Annotated in this window: 20 protein-coding genes; 10 read left to right on the forward strand and 10 right to left on the reverse strand. The window is 68.6% G+C overall.

What is annotated here, in order from left to right:
- Positions 1-53 precede the first annotated feature (53 nt).
- The 9 genes from ACO6VK_RS01440 (at position 54) to ACO6VK_RS01480 (ending at position 9,337) form a co-directional block, all read left to right on the forward strand.
- Positions 54-638: a hypothetical protein gene (locus tag ACO6VK_RS01440; protein WP_422505116.1), complete on the forward strand. Its 585-nt coding sequence runs from the start codon at positions 54-56 to the stop codon at positions 636-638.
- 14 nt (positions 639-652) lie between these two features.
- A complete protein-coding gene (locus ACO6VK_RS01445) occupies positions 653-1,207 on the forward strand; it encodes a cob(I)yrinic acid a,c-diamide adenosyltransferase (protein ID WP_422505117.1) in 555 nt (184 codons plus the stop codon).
- A gap of 24 nt (positions 1,208-1,231) precedes the next feature.
- The gene (locus ACO6VK_RS01450) at positions 1,232-2,143 is read left to right on the forward strand and encodes a histone deacetylase family protein (protein WP_422505118.1); all 912 of its coding nucleotides are present in this window, start codon (positions 1,232-1,234) and stop codon (positions 2,141-2,143) included.
- Positions 2,144-2,259: 116 nt separating this feature from the next.
- Positions 2,260-4,713: an LPS-assembly protein LptD gene (gene lptD / locus ACO6VK_RS01455; protein WP_422505119.1), complete on the forward strand. Its 2,454-nt coding sequence runs from the start codon at positions 2,260-2,262 to the stop codon at positions 4,711-4,713.
- On the forward strand, positions 4,710-6,056 hold the full coding sequence (locus tag ACO6VK_RS01460) for a peptidylprolyl isomerase (RefSeq protein ID WP_422505120.1): 1,347 nt from the start codon (positions 4,710-4,712) through the stop codon (positions 6,054-6,056). The genes lptD and ACO6VK_RS01460 overlap by 4 nt, the downstream gene beginning before the upstream one ends.
- Before the next feature lie 3 nt (positions 6,057-6,059).
- A complete protein-coding gene (gene pdxA, locus ACO6VK_RS01465; RefSeq protein WP_422505121.1) occupies positions 6,060-7,040 on the forward strand; it encodes a 4-hydroxythreonine-4-phosphate dehydrogenase PdxA in 981 nt (326 codons plus the stop codon).
- Positions 7,037-7,870, forward strand: coding sequence for a 16S rRNA (adenine(1518)-N(6)/adenine(1519)-N(6))-dimethyltransferase RsmA (gene rsmA, locus ACO6VK_RS01470; RefSeq protein WP_422505122.1), 834 nt, complete (start codon positions 7,037-7,039; stop codon positions 7,868-7,870). The genes pdxA and rsmA overlap by 4 nt, the downstream gene beginning before the upstream one ends.
- A gap of 68 nt (positions 7,871-7,938) precedes the next feature.
- Entirely contained in the window at positions 7,939-8,322 is a 384-nt protein-coding gene (gene apaG / locus ACO6VK_RS01475; RefSeq protein ID WP_411849951.1) for a Co2+/Mg2+ efflux protein ApaG, read from the forward strand.
- 13 nt (positions 8,323-8,335) lie between these two features.
- Positions 8,336-9,337 (forward strand): symmetrical bis(5'-nucleosyl)-tetraphosphatase, encoded by a 1,002-nt coding sequence (locus ACO6VK_RS01480; protein WP_422505123.1) that lies wholly within the window; start codon positions 8,336-8,338, stop codon positions 9,335-9,337.
- Between the two features lie 33 nt (positions 9,338-9,370).
- On the opposite strand, the gene ACO6VK_RS01485 is transcribed toward ACO6VK_RS01480, so the two are convergent.
- The 9 genes from ACO6VK_RS01485 to ACO6VK_RS01525 form a co-directional block, all read right to left on the reverse strand.
- Positions 9,371-9,862 (reverse strand): dihydrofolate reductase, encoded by a 492-nt coding sequence (locus ACO6VK_RS01485; RefSeq protein ID WP_422505124.1) that lies wholly within the window; start codon positions 9,860-9,862, stop codon positions 9,371-9,373.
- Positions 9,863-9,971: 109 nt separating this feature from the next.
- Complete coding sequence (locus ACO6VK_RS01490; protein ID WP_422505125.1) at positions 9,972-10,532, reverse strand: hypothetical protein; 561 nt, start codon at positions 10,530-10,532, stop codon at positions 9,972-9,974.
- 89 nt (positions 10,533-10,621) lie between these two features.
- Complete coding sequence (locus tag ACO6VK_RS01495) at positions 10,622-11,416, reverse strand: thymidylate synthase (protein WP_422505126.1); 795 nt, start codon at positions 11,414-11,416, stop codon at positions 10,622-10,624.
- Entirely contained in the window at positions 11,413-12,303 is an 891-nt protein-coding gene (lgt, locus tag ACO6VK_RS01500; protein WP_422505127.1) for a prolipoprotein diacylglyceryl transferase, read from the reverse strand. The genes ACO6VK_RS01495 and lgt overlap by 4 nt, the downstream gene beginning before the upstream one ends.
- Positions 12,304-12,354: 51 nt before the next feature.
- Entirely contained in the window at positions 12,355-12,843 is a 489-nt protein-coding gene (locus ACO6VK_RS01505) for a TPM domain-containing protein (protein ID WP_422505128.1), read from the reverse strand.
- On the reverse strand, positions 12,843-13,736 hold the full coding sequence (locus ACO6VK_RS01510) for a TPM domain-containing protein (RefSeq protein WP_422505129.1): 894 nt from the start codon (positions 13,734-13,736) through the stop codon (positions 12,843-12,845). Before ACO6VK_RS01510 ends, ACO6VK_RS01505 begins: the two co-directional genes overlap by 1 nt.
- Before the next feature lie 4 nt (positions 13,737-13,740).
- Entirely contained in the window at positions 13,741-14,379 is a 639-nt protein-coding gene (locus ACO6VK_RS01515) for a LemA family protein (RefSeq protein WP_422505130.1), read from the reverse strand.
- Between the two features lie 100 nt (positions 14,380-14,479).
- Positions 14,480-15,229 carry a TerC family protein gene (locus ACO6VK_RS01520; RefSeq protein WP_411849942.1) on the reverse strand — a complete coding sequence of 250 codons (750 nt, stop codon included), beginning with the start codon at positions 15,227-15,229 and terminating at the stop codon, positions 14,480-14,482.
- A 42-nt stretch (positions 15,230-15,271) separates the two neighbouring features.
- On the reverse strand, positions 15,272-15,652 hold the full coding sequence (locus ACO6VK_RS01525; RefSeq protein WP_153164889.1) for a diacylglycerol kinase: 381 nt from the start codon (positions 15,650-15,652) through the stop codon (positions 15,272-15,274).
- 209 nt (positions 15,653-15,861) lie between these two features.
- Here ACO6VK_RS01525 and ACO6VK_RS01530 point away from each other — a divergent pair, with 209 nt between their 5' ends.
- Positions 15,862-16,566 (forward strand): SGNH/GDSL hydrolase family protein, encoded by a 705-nt coding sequence (locus tag ACO6VK_RS01530; protein ID WP_422505131.1) that lies wholly within the window; start codon positions 15,862-15,864, stop codon positions 16,564-16,566.
- A 39-nt stretch (positions 16,567-16,605) separates the two neighbouring features.
- Here ACO6VK_RS01530 and ACO6VK_RS01535 read toward each other — a convergent pair whose 3' ends face one another.
- Entirely contained in the window at positions 16,606-17,877 is a 1,272-nt protein-coding gene (locus tag ACO6VK_RS01535) for a sensor histidine kinase (protein ID WP_422505132.1), read from the reverse strand.
- Positions 17,878-17,957 lie beyond the last annotated feature (80 nt).

Here is a 17,957-nt window from a genome sequence, read left to right on the forward strand (position 1 = left end):
GGCCGGGCCGAGGCAGGGCTAGAATGGATGCTGAATCCCCACCCGTCGCCGCCATGACTTCCACCGCCCAACGCGCCTTCGTCCTGTCCGTGCTCGTGCTGCTGATGGCGGCCACCCGGGTCAATCATTTCGCCGCGATCCCGGACGCGTCGTGGGCGGTGTTCTTCCTCGGTGGCTTCTACCTGCGCGACTGGACCCGCTGGGCGTTCCCGCTGCTGATGGCGCTGGCCCTGCTGGTGGACGTGCTGGTCATCCGCAGCGCCGGCATGGCCTACCTGCAGCACTACTGCATCTCGCCCGGTACCTGGATGCTGCTGCCCGCCTACTTCGCGCTGTGGGCCGGCGGCATGCTGCTGCGCCAGCACTACCACGGCGCCAGCTGGGCCGCGCTGGGCAAGGGCGCGCTGCTGCTGGTGGCCGCAGTGGCGGTCTGCCACCTGTTCGCCCAGGGCGGCTTCTACTGGACCAGTGCCAACGTGCCGGTGCCCACCGTGGCCGGCTGGGCCAGCAACTACGGCGACTGGTACCTGCCCTACCTGCGCACCGCCGCGATCTATGTCGGCCTGGCCGCGGCGCTGCAGCTGGCCACCGAGCAGGTCGCCAAGCTGCTGCAGACGCGCCGCGACATCCTGCACTGAGCACCGGAGCCACCGTGGGCAATCGCCTTTCCCGCATCTATACGCGCACCGGTGACGATGGCAGCACCGGCCTGGGCGATGGCAGCCGCGTGCGCAAGGATGCCGCCCGGGTCCAGGCCTACGGCACCGTGGACGAGGCCAACTCGGCGCTGGGGGTGCTGCTGGCGGTGACGCTGCCGGACGACGTGCGCGCGTTGCTGACCACGATCCAGCACCAGCTGTTCGACCTCGGCGGCGAGCTGTGCATTCCCGGCCATGCCGCCATCCATGCCGCCGACATCGAGGCGCTGGAGGCCCGGCTGGACCACTTCAATGCCGACCTGCCCGCCCTGAAGGAGTTCATCCTGCCGGCCGGTGGCGAGGCCGCGGCGCGCTGCCACCTGGCCCGCACCATCGTGCGCCGTGCCGAGCGCGAGACGGTCACCCTGGCCGCCCTGGAGCCGGTGCGCGCTGAAGCGATCGGTTACCTCAACCGCCTGTCGGACCTGCTGTTCGTGCTCGCGCGCGTGCTCGCGCGCGCCGATGGCCAGGGCGACGTGCTGTGGCGCCACGAGCGCCGCCACGCCTGAGCCCCTACCGGAACCCCTGCCCGCATGCTGGTTTTCACCCATCCCGCCTGTCTGCAACACGATCCCGGCCGTGGCCACCCTGAATGCCCCCAACGCCTGCAGGCGGTCCTGGACGCTCTGGAGGCGGCCTTCCCCGACCAGCTCGACTGGCGGCAGGCCCCGCCAGCGAAGCTGGGTGAGCTGGCCCGGGTCCACGACAGCGCGCTGATCGACCTGGTCCTGCAGCCGCAGACCGAGCCGCTGCGCCTGATCGACATGGACACCATGACCTCGCCGGGCTCGGCCAGTGCGGCCCTGCACGCGGCCGGGGCCGGCGTGGCCGCGGTCGATGCGGTGATGCTGGGCGAGGACCCGGTGGCCTTCTGCGCGGTCCGGCCACCCGGCCACCACGCCACCGCGACCACCGCGATGGGGTTCTGCCTGTTCAACAACATCGCCGTCGCCGCCGCCTATGCGCGCGACCGCTACGGGCTGGAACGCATCGCCATCGTCGATTTCGACGTCCACCACGGCAACGGTACCCAGGACATCTTCATCGCCGACCCGGGCGTGGCTTACTACAGCACCCACCAGGCCGGGCTGTTCCCGAACTCGGGGCTGCGCCGCGACCGCGGTGCCGGCAACCTGCTCAACATCCTGCTGCCGCCGGGCAGCGGCGGCTTCCGCTTCCGCAATACCTGGGCCGACGAGATGCTGCCGGCGATCGACGATTTCCGCCCGCAGCTGCTGCTGATCTCGGCCGGCTTCGATGCCCACATGCGCGATCCCCAGGCCGACCTGATGCTGGAAACCGACGATTTCGCCTGGATCACCACCGAGCTGCGGGGCCTGGCACGCCGCCACGGTGGCGGCCGGGTGGTGTCCATGCTGGAGGGCGGTTACGACCTCCAGGCGCTGGCCGAATGCAGCGTGGCCCACGTCGGAGCACTGCGCTGAGCCTGCGCAATCCGGGCCGGCGCTGAACCCGGACCCCTTGTCGTCCATCGCCTTCATTGCCCCTATGCAAGGGATGGGGCAAGCTACGGTCCGTTTTCGCCCGAATCCGATACCGCGTGCGCCGAGCCCTCCGCCTGCTGCCTCTCCCCCTCAGCATCGCCATCTGCCTGCCGGCCCTGGCCGACGAAAAGCCGGTGAGCTGGGGCCTGTGCCCGGCCACTGACGTGCTGCCCGTCTTCAACGATGCTCCCAAAGCCGACAAGGCCGCGGCCGCCACGCGCGACCAGCAGCCCACCGACATCGAGGGCGACCAGCTGACCGGGACCTCGACGGTGCCGCAGTACCAGGGCAACGTCGCGCTCAAACGCGGCGACCAGTTCCTGGGCACCGACCACCTGAGCTTCGATACCGAAAGCGGCAATTACATCGCCGAGGGCAACGTCCGCTACCAGGACTCCTCGATCCGCATGGTCGCCAAGCGGGCCGAAGGCAACCAGGAAGCCGACACCCACAAGATCTCCGACATCCAGTACCAGCTGGTGTCCCGACGTGGCAATGGCGGCGCCGAATCGATCGACCTGCAGGGCGCCGTGGGGCAGATGCACCGCTCCACCTACACCACCTGCGATCCGTCGCAGCCGGTGTGGAAGCTGTCGGCACCGCAGATCGAAGTGGACAACGACGAAGGCTTCGGCACCGCGCGCAACGCGGTGCTGCGCATCGGCAAGGTGCCGGTGCTGTGGGCGCCCTACTTCAAGTTCCCGATCGACGACCGGCGCCAGACCGGCCTGCTGTACCCGCAGCTGGGCCTGTCCGGGCGCAACGGCTTCGACTACGCCCAGCCGATCTACCTGAACCTGGCGCCGAACTACGACGACACCCTGACGCCGCGCTACATGAGCAAGCGCGGTTTCATGCTCGACAACGAATTCCGCTATCTGTACGACGGCGGCCGTGGCGAGCTGCTGACCGGCTATCTGCCCAACGACAAGCTGCGCGACAAGGACCGTGGCCGCGTCGAGTACACCGGCTACCACAACGTCAACAAGCAGTGGCAGGCGCGCGCGAGCCTGGCCTGGGTCAGCGACGAACGCTACATGGAGGACTTCTCCAACAAGCTGCTCGGCGTGACCACCTCCAGCCTGCAGAGCCAGGTCGGCGTCTACGGTACCGGTGAAAACTGGTCGGCCGGGCTGATGGCCGACTACTGGCAGCTCACCGACTACACCTTGACCGAAGCGGCCCTGCCGTACTCGCGCCAGCCGCGCCTGTACCTCAACTGGGACAAACCGCTGCTGCCGTGGCTGGAAACCGGCGTGTACGCCGAAGCCGTGCGCTTCACCCACGACGATGTCCACCAGAAGTTCGGCGCGGACCAGGAGTACGAACGCAACGGCGTGACCACCCGCATGGACGGCGGCTCGCGGCTCGACATCAAGCCCTACGTCTCCATGCCGTTCAGCGGCGCGGCCTGGTACGTCACCCCGACCCTGGCCTACCGCTACACCGCCTACGATCTGGAACGCGGGCTGGCCGACGACATCCGCCGGCAGAACCTGATCGCGGCCAATATCGACCCGGCCACGGCCACCCCGGAGCAGCTGCGCGGCAACACCTCGCCCAGCCGCAGCCTGCCGATCGGCACGATCGACGCGGGCCTGTTCTTCGACCGCGAGACCACCATCGGCGGTACCCGCTTCCTGCATACGCTGGAGCCGCGCCTGTTCTACCTGCGTACGCCGTACCGCGACCAGAATGATCTGCCGGTCTTCGACACCCGCGATTTCACCTTCAGCTGGGGCCAGCTGTTCCGCGACTCGCGCTACTCCGGTGCCGACCGCCAGAACGACGCCAACCAGCTGACGATGGCGCTGAGCACCCGCTTCATCGACCAGGAAACCGGCAAGGAGCGCTTCTCCGGCAGCATCGGCCAGATTCTGTACTTCGATGATTCGCGGGTGACCCTCAACAGCAGCGAGACCCCGGTCGAGAAGGGCAAGTCGGCCTGGGTGGCCGACGGCAACTACGCCATCAACGACCGCTGGACGCTGGGCGCCACCTATCAGTGGGATCCCAAGTACAAGCGTGAGGACCTGGCCAGCGTGCGTGCGCGCTACCTGATGTCCAACGACGGCATCATCAACCTGAGCTACAGAAGCCGCTTGAATCCGCAGGCGTCGAACACCGCGACGCGCTTCGACCGGACGCTGCTGGAGCAGGCCGACCTGTCCTTCCTGTACCCCATCAACGAGCGCTGGAGCCTGGTGGGCCGCTACTACTACTCCATCAAGGACAGCGCCCCGCTGGAAATCATCGGCGGCGTGCAGTGGGACAGCTGCTGCCTGGCGGTGCGTGCCGTGGCCCGCCGTTATGTGCGCAACCGCGAGGGCGAGCTGAACAACTCCTTCCAGATCGAGTTCGTCCTCAAGGGCCTGAGCTCCATCGGCCAGAACACGGACCGCACCTTGCGCCGTGCTATTCTCGGCTATTACCGCGACGACCTGTATCTCGTGCCGCCCAGCAACACCGGCGCGTCGCGGGACGACTACGATCCGAACCAGATCCCATGACCAAGACCCTTCCCGTTCTTCTCGCTTCCCTGCTGGCGGTGTCCACCGCATCGGTGCCGTTGCAGGTCCTGGCCCAGCAGAGCCAGCCGCTGGATCGAATCGCTGCCGTGGTCGACGAAGACGTCGTGCTGCAGAGCGAACTGGACCGTGCGATCCAGAACATCAAGGCCCAGTACGCCGGCCGCGAGGCCCAGCTGCCGCCGGATGACGTGCTCAGCCGCCAGGTGCTGGAACGGCTGGTCCTGGTCAAGCTGCAGGTGGCCCGCGCCGAAAGCAGCGGCATCAAGATCAGCGATCAGGAACTGAATCAGGCCCTGAACGCGATCGCCCAGCAGAACGGCTCCAGCCTGGATGCCCTGCGGCAGCGTCTGGCCAAGGACGGTATCGATTTCAACGACTTCCGTGCCTCGGTGCGCGATGAAATCACCGTGCAGCGTCTGCGCCAGAGCTTCGCCCAGAGCCGCATCAGCGTCAGCGAAGGCGAAGTGGATGCCGCGCTGAAGCAGCAGGCCACGGTCGGTACCCAGTACCACCTGGCCCACATCCTGATCGGCCTGCCCGAAGGCGCCAATGCCGACCAGATCGCCACCGGCCAGAAGAAGGCCGATGGTGTGAAGGCACTGCTGGACAAGGGCGAGCTGGACTTCAACGCCGCCGCCGTGCGCTATTCCGACAGCCCCAACGCGCTGGAAGGCGGCGACCTGGGCTGGCGTACGCTGGATGAAATCCCCAATGCGTTCGCGCAGATGATGGGCCAGATGAAGGCCGGCGACGTGATCGGCCCGCTGCGCGGCCCGAGCGGCTTCCAGCTGCTGAAGCTGGTGGAAGTGCGCGACGCCAATGCAACGGCCGGTACCGGCAACACCGTTACCGAGTACCACGCCCGCCACATCCTGGTGCGCGTGAACGACCAGCAGGACAACGCTGCGGCCAAGGCCAAGATCGAGACGCTGCGTGCCCGCATCGCCGGCGGTGCGGATTTCCAGGCCGTGGCCAAGGAAGCCTCCGAAGACAACAACAGCAAGGGCCAGGGCGGCGATCTGGGCTGGTTCCCGGCCGATGCGTTCGGTCCGGACTTCGGCCGCCAGGTCGAAAGCGTCGCCGACGGCGGCGTGAGCCAGGCTTTCCGCACCGACGCTGGCTGGCACATCGTGCAGCGCGTGGCGACCCGCCAGACCGATGCCACCAACGACAACCAGCGTGCGCAGGTCCGTGAAACGATCGGCCGCCGCAAGCTGGAGGAAGAGTACAACCGCTTCCTGCAGGAACTGCGCGGCGAAGCCTATGTCAGCTTCCGCAGCGGCGACCGGGCGGAAAACACCGCCACGCCTCCGCAGTCCTGATCGATGATCCCGCAGCTCGCGCTGGTACCGGGCGAGCCGGCCGGGATCGGCCCGGAACTCTGCCTCCGCCTCATCCAGCAGCCGCGCACTGATTGCCGGCTGCTCGCCTTCGCCGACCCGGATACGCTGCGGGCGGCGGCGGCCGCTCTCGCGCTGCCCCTGCAGCTCCTGCCTGAAGACGCCATCGCCCGCCAGCCGGGCGATCTGCCGTTGTGCGAGGTGCGCAACACCGCCCCGTCGCGCTTCGGCGAACCGGACCCGGCCAATGCCGGCGCGGTGATCGGCGCCCTGCTCCAGGCCGGCCAGGCCTGCCTGGATGGCCGCCTGGCCGGTGTGGTCACCGGCCCGGTGCACAAGGCGGTGATCAACCAGGGCGGGATCGCCTACAGCGGCACCACCGAACTGCTGGCCGACCAGGCCGGGGTGGAGGTGGTGATGATGCTGGCCAACGACATCGTGCGTGTGGCCCTGGCCACCACCCACCTGCCCCTGCGCGCGGTCGCCGATGCGATCACCGCCGAGGGCCTGGCGCGCACCCTGCACACCGTGCATGCCGCCCTGCGCGGCGAGTTCGGCATCCCCGCGCCGCGCATCGCGGTGCTGGGGCTGAACCCGCACGCCGGCGAGGACGGGCACCTGGGGCGTGAGGAGCTGGACCTGATCATCCCGCTGCTGGACCAGCTGCGGGCGCAGGGGATGGACCTGGTCGGCCCGTTGCCGGCCGATACCGCCTTCCTGCCGGCCAAGCTGGCCGGCGTCGACAGCGTGCTGGCCATGTACCACGACCAGGGGCTGCCGGTGCTCAAGTACAGCGGCTTCGAACAGGCCGTCAACATCACCCTGGGCCTGCCCTATCCGCGCGTGGCGGTCGACCACGGCACCGCGCTGGACCTTGCCGGCCGGGGCATCGCCGATCCCTCCAGCCTGCTTGCCGCCACGTCCCTGTGTGCCCGGCTGGCGCGCCAACGTAAACTGGTGCCATGACTTCCCCGTATTCCCCCTCTGCCGCCGGGTTCACCGCGCCGGCCAAAAAGCAGCTCGGCCAGCACTTCCTGGCCGACCGCAGCTACATCGACAAGATCGTGCTGGCCGTGAACCCCAAGGACGACGACCGCCTGGTCGAGATCGGCCCGGGCCAGGGCGCGATCACGTTACCGCTGCTGCGCCGCCATCCGCGCCTGACGGTGATCGAGTTCGACCGCGACCTGATCGCCCCGCTGACCGCTGCGGCCGCGCCGCTTGGCGAGCTGACCATCGTGCACCGCGACGTGCTGCAGGTGAACTTCACCGAACTGGCCGACGGCGGGCAGATCCGCCTGGTAGGCAACCTGCCGTACAACATTTCCTCGCCGATCCTGTTCCATGCGATGAAGCACGCCGCGGTGATCCGCGACATGCACTTCATGCTGCAGAAGGAAGTGGTGGACCGCATGGCCGCCGAACCGGGCAGCAAGGTGTATGGCCGGCTCAGCGTGATGCTGCAGGCCTGGTGCAAGGTGACCGCGCTGTTCGTGGTGCCGCCGGGTGCGTTCCGGCCGCCGCCGAAGGTGGATTCGGCCGTGGTGCGGCTGGTGCCGCGGGATCCGGCCACGGTCGGCATCCTTGATCGCAAGCGCTTCGCCGATGTGGTCCGGGCCGCCTTCGGGCAGCGCCGCAAGACCCTGCGCAACGCACTCAGCAACGTGGTCAGCGCCGCGCAGTTCGAGGCCGCCGGCGTGCGCAGCGACGCACGCGCCGAACAGCTGGAGGTGGCGCAGTTCATCGCGCTGGCCAACGTTCCGCACCTGGACGGCGACGACGCCCCCCAGGGGTGAACGCGACGCCGCGCGCCAGCCTGCGCTGCGCTCACCTCAACGTGCACAACACCCTCTAAACTGCCTGCATGAACGACGCTGCAAATTACGCGATCTCGGTCGAGGTCGCTCCGCGCTTTCTCGACGACCAGTCCACGCCGGAGGACGGACGCTATGCGTTCGCCTACACGATCCGCATCCACAACCAGGGCCGCATCGCGGCCCGGCTGGTGGCGCGCCACTGGCGCATCACCGACGCCAACGGCCGCATCGAGCATGTGGATGGTGATGGCGTGATCGGCGAGCAGCCGCGCCTGCGGCCGGGTGAAGACTTCCGTTACACCTCCGGTGTCATGCTGGAAACTGAACACGGCACGATGCAGGGGCACTACGACATGGTGGCCGACGACGGCACCGAGTTCGCCGCACCCATCGCGCCGTTCGTATTGACCGTTCCGCGCACATTGCACTGATGGAGGCGCGCGCATGAGTGTCTGGGCCATCGGCGACCTGCAGGGCTGCTACGACGTCACCCAACGGCTGCTGGAGAAGATCCGCTTCGATCCGGCGGTGGATACGCTGTGGTTCTGCGGCGACCTGGTCAACCGCGGCGGCCAGTCGCTGGAAACGCTGCGGCTGGTGCATTCGCTGCGCGACAGCAGCGTGGTGGTGCTGGGCAACCACGATCTGTCGCTGCTGGCCGTGGGCGCGCGTACCGAAGAAGAACAGCGCAAGGTCAACCCGGACCTGCTGCGCATCGTGCAGGCCGAGGACCGTGACGTCCTGCTGGACTGGCTGCGCCTGCAGAAGCTTGCCCACGTGGACCGCGAGCTGGGCTGGATGATGATCCATGCCGGGCTGGCGCCGAAGTGGACCACCCAGCTGGCCGAGAAGCACGCCCGCGAAGTGGAGGTGCAGCTGCACGGCAGCGGCTACCGCAAACTGTTCCGCAACATGTACGGCGACAAGCCGGCGTGGTCGCCGGGACTGTCCGGTTACGACCGCTCGCGCGCGATCATCAACCTGTTCACGCGCATGCGTTACTGCACGCCGCGCGGCCGCATCGGCATCGAGGACAAGGGCACCCCGGGCACCCAGGAACAGGGGCTGTACCCCTGGTTCGAAGTGCCGGGCCGGGTCGAGCGCGACCTGAAGATCGTGTGCGGCCACTGGTCGGCGCTGGGCCTGACCATCACCCAGGGCGTGCATGCCATCGACACCGGTGCGGTGTGGGGCGGCAAGCTGACCGCGCTGCAGCTGGATACCGACGAACTGCGTGTGGTCCAGGTCCCGGGCCGCGATGTCCCCAAGCCGGTATCCGCCCCGCGACCGCCGGCACGCCGGCCGGCCAGCGAAGGTGCACCGGAGGGCCGGCCGGCCCGCCAGGGCGCCCCTGGCCAGCGCGACCGCAACCGCGGCACGGGCCGCCCGTCGCCGCAGGCGCAGGCGCACCCCCAGAACGCCGACGTCACCAGCGACAGCGAGTGAGGCCACGGCCGGTCCTGGCGACCGGCCCGTGCATCAGCGTCGGCGGTAATCCACGAAATCGAACGCCACCGCGTGCCGGGCATCGGCCGGGTGGTGGTCGCGCGCCACTTCGACCCACTGCGCCGGGTCGACCGGCGGGAAATGGGTATCGGCGGCCACGGCGGTATCCACCCAGGTCAGGTGCAGGTCGGTGGCCTGCGCCATCACCAGGGCATAGATCTGCCCGCCCCCGATCACGCACAGCTCGTCGGCCCCGTCCGCGCGGGCCTGCTGCAGCGCCTGCTCGACCGACGCGACCGCCTGCATGCCTTCGAACGGCACCTGATCGCTGCGGGTGAGCACCAGGTTGCGGCGGCCCGGCAGTGCGCGGCCCAGCGATTCGGCGGTGCGCCGGCCCATCAGGATCGGCTTGCCGAGCGTGAGCGCCTTGAAACGCTTGAGGTCATCGGGCAACTGCCACGGCAACTGGTTGTCGTGGCCGATGCCGTGCTGGCGGTCAAGGGCGGCGATCAGGGAGAGCTTCATGGGGGTCGAGTCCGGGGCGCGGCGCCGCACAGTATACGAAGTGCCTGCCGGCGCGCTGTGTGCCGGTCGGGCGCGCGCAGGCGCACCGCCACACCGGGCACGGTCGGGTTTACCGTGCCGCGCAGCGCGCGCGCGCCGCGCGGATCGCGGCGAGCTGGTGGTCGAAGCCGGCGACGTAGTCCGCATCTTCCTCCCGCCGCGCCTGCAGCAGCTCCACACGACCGTCGATGGCATCGGCCAGGGCGGGGGTGTCGAGCATCGCCGCGCCCAGTTCGAGCGGCGGCACGTGGCCGATACGGCCGTTGAGCATGCGCAGCTGGTCCAGCGAGAACGCCGAGGCCACCACCTGTTCGACCTGCGCCAGGTGCCCGCTTTCCTGCATGGCGGGGCGCAGCGGCGCGATGTAGGTCGCCGCGATCGGCGCCAGCGCGGCCTCTGCCTCGCGCCGGCAGGCCTCGGGCAGCCCGTCCGGTTCGTCCTCGGTGAAGTTCTCCAGGATCGACGCTTCGATGTCGTCCAGCAGGGCACTGGTGTAGACCGCCAGCACCTCGCGATTGAGCCGCTCTGCCAGCGCCAGTGCTTCCTCGCCCGGCCCGGCCAGCGCCGGCACTGCCAGCGCGCCCAGTACCAGCGCCGCCACGGCCCGCCGTGTCCTGTGAATCACCTGCATCCTTGACCGTCCATGTCCATCTCCAGGCCGGCCACCCTACACCAGCCCGGGCCGCCGGAGCGACCCTGGGCAGGCGCCGGCGGTGCCGGTCAGACCGCGACCGGTGCCTTGATCGCCGGGTGCGGATCGTAGCCGTCGATGCGGATGTCGTCGAACTGGAAGCCGAACAGGTCGGTGACCTGCGGGTTCAGCCACAACGTGGGCAGCGCGCGTGGCGTGCGTGACAGCTGTTCGCGGGCCTGCTCGATGTGGTTCGAGTACAGGTGCGCATCCCCCAGGGTGTGGACGAAATCGCCCACGCCCAGCCCGGTGGCCTGGGCGACCATGTGGGTAAGCAGCGCGTAGCTGGCGATATTGAACGGCACGCCCAGGAAGATGTCGCCGCTGCGCTGGTAGAGCTGGCAGCTGAGCTTGCCGTCGATCACGTAGAACTGGAACAGGTTGTGGCACGGCATCAGCGCCATCTGCGACAGCTCGCCGACGTTCCAGGCGCTCACCACCAGCCGCCGCGAATCCGGGTTGCGCTTGATCTCGTCCACCAGCCACTGCATCTGGTCGATCGAACCACCGTCGGCGGTGGCCCAGCTGCGCCACTGTTTTCCGTACACCGGGCCGAGGTCGCCGTTCTCGTCGGCCCACTCGTCCCAGATCCGCACCTGGTTGTCCTTGAGGTAGCCGATGTTGGTATCGCCCTTCAGGAACCACAGCAGCTCGTGGATGATCGAGCGCAGGTGCAGCTTCTTGGTGGTGACCAGCGGGAAGCCATCGGCCAGGTTGAAGCGCATCTGCCAGCCGAACACGCTGCGCGTGCCGGTACCGGTGCGGTCGGATTTCTCCGCACCGTGCTCCAGCACGTGCTGCAGCAGGTCCAGATACGGCTTCATGCCTTCGCTCCCGCCGGCGCCGCCGGCAGCTGCGGCTGCAGGACCGGCGCGCGGCGCGACAGCACCAGCAGCACCAGGCCGAACACCACCAGCGGCAGGCTCAGCAGCTGGCCGCGGGTGAACCAGTCGAAGGCCAGGTACACGCCGTTGTCCGGCATGCGCACGAACTCCACCGCGAACCGGAAGATGCCGTACATCAGCGCGAACAGGCCGGCGATCACGTAGCGATGGCGCGGCTTGGCCGACACCGCCCACAGCACCACGAACATCACCAGGCCTTCCAGCAGGGCTTCATACAGCTGCGAGGGATGGCGGGCGTACTGATTGAGCGCGCCGGTGGCGAACTGCGCCCTGAGGGTGGCGGCATCGAGTGCGTTCAACGGCGCCGGCAGACCGCTGGGGAACACCACGCCCCAGGTCCCGTCGGTGTACTTGCCCCACAGTTCGGCGCCGATGAAGTTGCCGATGCGGCCGAAGCCCAGGCCCAGCGGCACCAGTGGCGCCATGAAATCGATGGTGTCGAACAGATGCAGGCGATGCTTGCGCGACCACCACCAGGCGGCGAACAGCACGCCCAGCAGGCCACCGTGGAAGCTCATGCCGCCATCCCACACTTTGAACAGCAGCAACGGGTTGTGCAGGAAGTCGCCCAGCGCATAGAACAGCATGTAGCCCACGCGCCCACCTACCACCACGCCGAGCATGGCGTAGAACAGCAGGTCGGAGAAGCCGTCGGCATTCACTCCCGGCAGGCGCCCGGCCGCGATCCGGCGACGCCCCAGCCACCAGGCCGCCATGAAGCCGAGCAGGTACATGATGCCGTACCAGTGCACTTTGACCGGCCCGAGCGAGATGGCGATGGGGTCGATGTCGTGGAAATAGATCATGGGCGATGCCTTGCAGGTAAGCGGCTATTCTCGGGGTACGGCCGCGCTACCTCAACCGAGCAGTTGGGGGGTATTGGGCAGACCGTCATCCTTGGACCCGGTGCCGGGCGGATAGTGCCCGGCCAGCAGGTCGGACACCTCGTTGATGGCCTGCAACACCGCGTCCTGCAGTTCACCCTGGCGCAGACGTTCCTGCATGTGCGCGCAGATCGCCTGCCACTGGGCCTGACCGATCCGCCCGCGCAGGCCACGGTCGGCCACCACTTCGATCGCGTGGTCGGCCAGCAGCAGGTAAACCAGCACGCCGTTGTTGTGTTCGGTATCCCAGGTACGCAGCTGGGCGAAGGCCTCCTCGGCGCGCTGGCGCGGGCTGACCCGGTGCCACAGGGCCGCCAGCGGCAGGTCTGCTTCCACCGCGAACATCACCTGGCCGCCGTGGCGCTGCTCACCGGCCGCGATGGCATCGGTGATCGCCTGCAGACGGGCCGGCGGGAATGCGCGCCGCACCGACGGCGAGAAAAGATGTCGCCACCAGCGCATCACCAGCCTCCCGAGGCGCCACCGCCTCCCGAACGTCCACCGCCACCGCCCCAGCCGCCACCGCCACCGAAGCCGCCTCCGCCTCCCCCGCCCCAGCCACCACCGCCGAAGCCACCGCCGCCGCCCCAGCCACCACTGCGGGCGAAGCGGCCGACCTTGCCCGAGGACAGGCCGATGAACAGTGCAATCAGGCCGGCCAGGCCGCTGGCCAGCCACAGCGAGGTGAACAGGAACGCGGCCACGGCTGCCCCGCCGCCGCCCACCAGCCCGCGCAGCGGACGTGGCAGCCAGCCCAGCAGGGCGCGCAGGACACTGCCGACGAAGAAACCGATCACCAGGGCGAAGGTCCAGCCATCGCTGTCGGGGTTGCGGGTGGCACGGTGGTCGCTGACCGGTGCCGGCAGCTCTTCGCCGTCGATCAGGGTAACCAGGGCGCCGGTCGCGGCGGACAGGCCGCCGGCATAGTCGCCGGTCCGGAACGACGGGGCGAGGTATTCCTGGATCACGCGGTTGGCGATGGCATCGGGAATGGCGCCCTCCAACCCGTAGCCGGGCTCGATGCGCACGCGGCGGTCATCCTTGGCCACCACCAGCAGGACGCCGTCGTCCACGCCCTTGCGGCCGATCTGCCACTGCTCGAACACGCGCTGGGTGTACTGCTCGATGGACTCGGGCTGGGTGCTGGGCACCATCAGGATCTGCAGCTGGCTGCCCTTGCGCTGCTGCAGGGCCAGCGCCTGGGCTTCCAGCGCCTGCGTCTGCGCGGTATCCAGGGTGCCGGTGGTGTCCACCACCGGCGAGGTCAGCGGCGGGATCGCGGCCTGCTGTGCCCACGCCGCCGGCGCCAGGCACAGGGCGAGCAGCAGCAGGCAGCGCAGCAGGCGCGCGGTCACGGGCTCAGTGCGCCGGCTGCGGGGTCTGCGGCGCGGGAGCCGGAGCCGGGGCCGGGGCCTGCGAGCCGAACCTGACCGCCGGCGGCTGGGAAATCTGCGCCTCGTTCTCCACCGTGAAGTTCGGCTTGGTCGCATAGCCGAAGATCTTGGCGGTGATCACCTGCGGGAACTGGCGGATGAAGGTGTTGTAGTCCTGCACCATCTGGATGTAGCGGCCGCGCGCCACGGTGATGCGGTTCTCGGTGCCTTCCAGCTGCGCCTGCAGATCGCGGAAGCCCTGGTCGGACTTCAGGTTCGGATAGTTCTCGGTAACCACCAGCAGCCGCGACAGCGCGCCGCTGAGTTCGCCCTGCGCCTGCTGGAACTGCTTGAGCGAGGCGGCGTCGTCGGCATTGACGTTGACCTGGCCGACGCGGGCGCGGGCATTGGTGACGTCGGTGAGCACCTGGCGTTCCTGGTTGGCATAGCCTTCCACGGTCTGCACCAGGTTGGGGATCAGGTCGGCGCGGCGCTTGTACTGGTTGAGCACTTCGGCCCAGCCGGCCTTGACCTGCTCATCCTTCTGCTGGATGGCGTTGTAGCCGCAGCCGGACAGCAGGGAGGCCAGTACGGCCAGGAACAACAGTCGGGAGAACGATCGCATGGCCGGCTCCGGATCTCGATGACGGGAGTCCGGAGCATGCCACGAACGCGGTCGGTGCGCCGTGTTCAGCCAACGGCGACACGGCGGACCGACCCGGCCTTCACCACTGGCCGGCGCCCGGCACGTTGTGGGCCACGGCGCGGCGGCGCATCAGCAGGTTCAGCCATTCCACCAGCACCGAGAAGCCCATCGCGGCGTAGATGTAGGGCTTGGGCACGTGCACTTCCAGGCCGTCCAGGATCAGCACGGCGCCGATCAGCAGGATGAAGGCCAGCGCCAGCATCTTCACGGTGGGGTTGGCGTCGATGAAGCGGCCCAGCGGGTTGGCCGCCAGCAGCATCACGGCCACCGAGAGCAGGATCGCGGCGACCATCACCGGCACGTGCTCGGCGATGCCGACGGCGGTGATGACCGAGTCCAGCGAGAACACGATGTCGATGATGGCGATCTGCGCGATCACCATGCCGAACACGGCCGAGGCCTTGGTCGTGGTGGGATCTTCGTCTTCGCCGCCGGTGATCAGCTCGCGGATTTCCATGCCGCCCTTGATGATCAGGAACAGGCCGCCCACGATCAGGACCAGGTCGCGGATGGAGATGCCCATGCCGGCCACGGTGAACAGGTTGGCCTGCATGTGCGCCAGGTAGGCCAGCGAGACCAGCAGCAGGATGCGGGTGATGCAGGCCACCGCGATGCCGAGCTTGCGCGCGAACGGACGGCGCGCTTCGGGCAGCTTGCTCACGGCGATCGAGATGAACACCAGGTTGTCGATGCCGAGCACGATTTCCAGCGCGCTCAGGGTCAGCAGGGTCAACCAGACATTGGGGTCGGACAACAACTCAAGAAACATGGATTTCCATCCTTACAGGGGGGATGACACGCCGCAGACGCGTCAGAAAAAGTGCGGTACCAGGATCAGGCCCCAGCACACCAGGACATTCATCATCAGCACGAAGACCGCGGCCGACCCCATGTCCTTGGCGCGCCCGGCCAGCTCGTGGAACTCGCTGCCGTAACGTTCGATCACCGCTTCGATGGCCGAATTGGCCAGTTCCATCGCCAGCACCAGCAGCATCGAGCCGATCATCAGCGCACGCTCGACCGGGGTCTGCCCCAGCCACAGCGCGAGCGGTGCCAGCACCACCAGCAGGTAGACCTCCAGGCGGAACGAGGACTCGTGCAGCCATGCTGCCCGCAGCCCCTGCCAGGACCATACCGCCGCCTTGAAGATGCGCCGGGGGCCGCGTGGCATGTGCCCCATTTCGTCAGCCACGGCGGCGGGCTCCGCTGCACACGGTGGGCTGGAACGAGGGGAACAGCACACGGCAGGCAGTCATGGGCATCGCTGAATGGGCGGGCAATCCGTCATTTTGCCACAAGCCTGTTGCCGGCACGGACGCGGCGCCCTGAATGGCCCGATGCGGTACGCCAGACAGCGGGGCCAGCTTTTATGATGAACGCCACGCCTGAATGGAGATTCCGATGACGTACCGCCGCCCCCTGCTGCTCGCCCTGGCCCTGGCCTGTGCCCTGCCCGCGCTGGCCCGCAGCCCCGTCCCGCCGGCCACGCCGCAGGTGCCGGCGCAGGTGTCCAACGTGGCCTGGGCCGGCGACATGGCGCAGTTTGCCGCCGCCGACAGGACCAATCCGCCGCCGCGCGGCGGGATCGCGTTCATCGGCAGCTCCTCGATCCGCATGTGGGACACCCTGGCCAGCGACTTCCCGGGCCAGAAGGTGTTCAACCGCGGTTTCGGCGGCTCTGAAGTGCGCGACAGCACCTGGTACGCCGGGCAGATCGTGATTCCGTATGCACCGTGCAAGGTGGTCTTCTACGCCGGCGACAACGACCTCAACAGCGGCCGCAGCCCGGTCCAGGTGCGCGACGACGTGGTGGCATTCGTGCAGCGCGTGCACCGCGACCTGCCGAAGACGACGGTGGAGGTGATCTCGATCAAGCCCAGCCCGTCGCGCGCGCAGCTGCTGCCGGCGGTGGTGGAAGCCAACGGGCTGATCCAGCAGGCGCTGGCCCGGATGCCCAACACCGGCTACACCGACATCTACACGCCAATGCTGGGTGCCGACGGCCAGCCGCGCGCGTCGCTGTTCCGCGAGGACATGCTGCACATGACCCCGGACGGCTATGCGATCTGGCGCGACGCATTGGCGCCGAAGGTACGCTGCGAGTGAAGGCAGCGCCCGGGGCAGGCGGACGGCCGCTGCCCCGCGTCAGCGGAACACGATCGTCGCCTGGGTGCCGACGCCGGGTTCGCTGGTCAGGGTGATCTTCCAGCCGAACCGGTCGCAGAGACGGCGCACGATCGACAGGCCCAGCCCGGTGCCCTGCGGCCGGGTCGGGTCGGCGCGGTAGAACGGCTCGAACGCCCGGGCCAGGGCGTCGGCCGACATGCCGATGCCGGTGTCGCGCACCACCACCCGGTCCTGCTCGACGTCCACCTCGATGCTGCCTTCGTCGGTGTAGCTGCAGGCATTGCGCAGCAGATTGCTGACCACCACCTGCAGCACCCGGGGCGGCGCGTGCAGGTGCACCGGCCCTGCGCTGTGCATGTGGATCTCCACCGGCCGGCCGGCCAGCAGTTCGCGGGCGTTGTCGACCTCGTAACGCACGATGTCATTGACATCGAACAGCTCGACCTGCGGTTCCACGTCCGCCTCGCGCGCGAGGATCAGGAACGCGTCGATCACCGCCTCCATGTCCCGGCCGGCGCGCTGGATGCGCTGCAGACCGCGACGCAGGCGCGGGGTCATTTCCGCATCGCCCAGGGCCATGTCGCTGGCGACGCGGATCACGGTCAGCGGGGTACGCAGCTCGTGGCTGGCATCGCGGGTGAAGTTGCGCTCGCGCGCCACATGCGCGCTGACCCGGGTGGCCAGTGAGTGCAGCGCAGCGGCCAGCTGCCGGGTTTCGCCCTGCATGTCCGCCGGCAGCTGGTCCGCCGCCAGGTCTGCCGCCTCCGGATGGCCCGGGTCCCAGCGCGACACCCGCCGCGCCAGCCAGTTCACCGGTGACACCAGCCGTTTGGAGGCGCGGTAGGTGATCCAGGAGGCGCCGTACACCGCCAGCAGGGTCAGCAGCACCGGCACGATGCCGAACCAGAAGGCCAGCATCTCCGCACGCGAGCGCAGGAACACCAGGTACAGCTGGCCCTCCTCGCGGGCATCCACCAGCACCAGCTGGTCGTCGTCCTTCAGCTCGTGGAACCCCGGCCCCAGCGTGCGCAGGTTGGCCGGCAGGCTCAGGCTCGACTGCCCCGCCTCGAGCAGATACCCGCGGATGTTCTGCGTGTTCGGCGGCGGCTGCGCCGGCGAGGCGTCGTGGAGCTGCCAGAAATAGGCGGCTTCCTCGCGCAGCGCGCTGCTGACCAGGCTGTGCTTGATCACCAGCGACACCAGCCATGCGCCCAGCAGGATGCCCAGGCTGGCGAGCACGGCTTGGAGGATGAAAACGATACGTATCTTGCGCGGCAGACCGTGCGGCATTACGGGGTCCAGGGCGGTTCGCCGCGATTATAGGAAAGCGCGCCGTGATTCCATCGTGCAAGACACCCGAACGACCGGGC

Source organism: Stenotrophomonas sp. GZD-301 (assembly GCF_049310345.1).
GTDB lineage: Bacteria > Pseudomonadota > Gammaproteobacteria > Xanthomonadales > Xanthomonadaceae > Stenotrophomonas.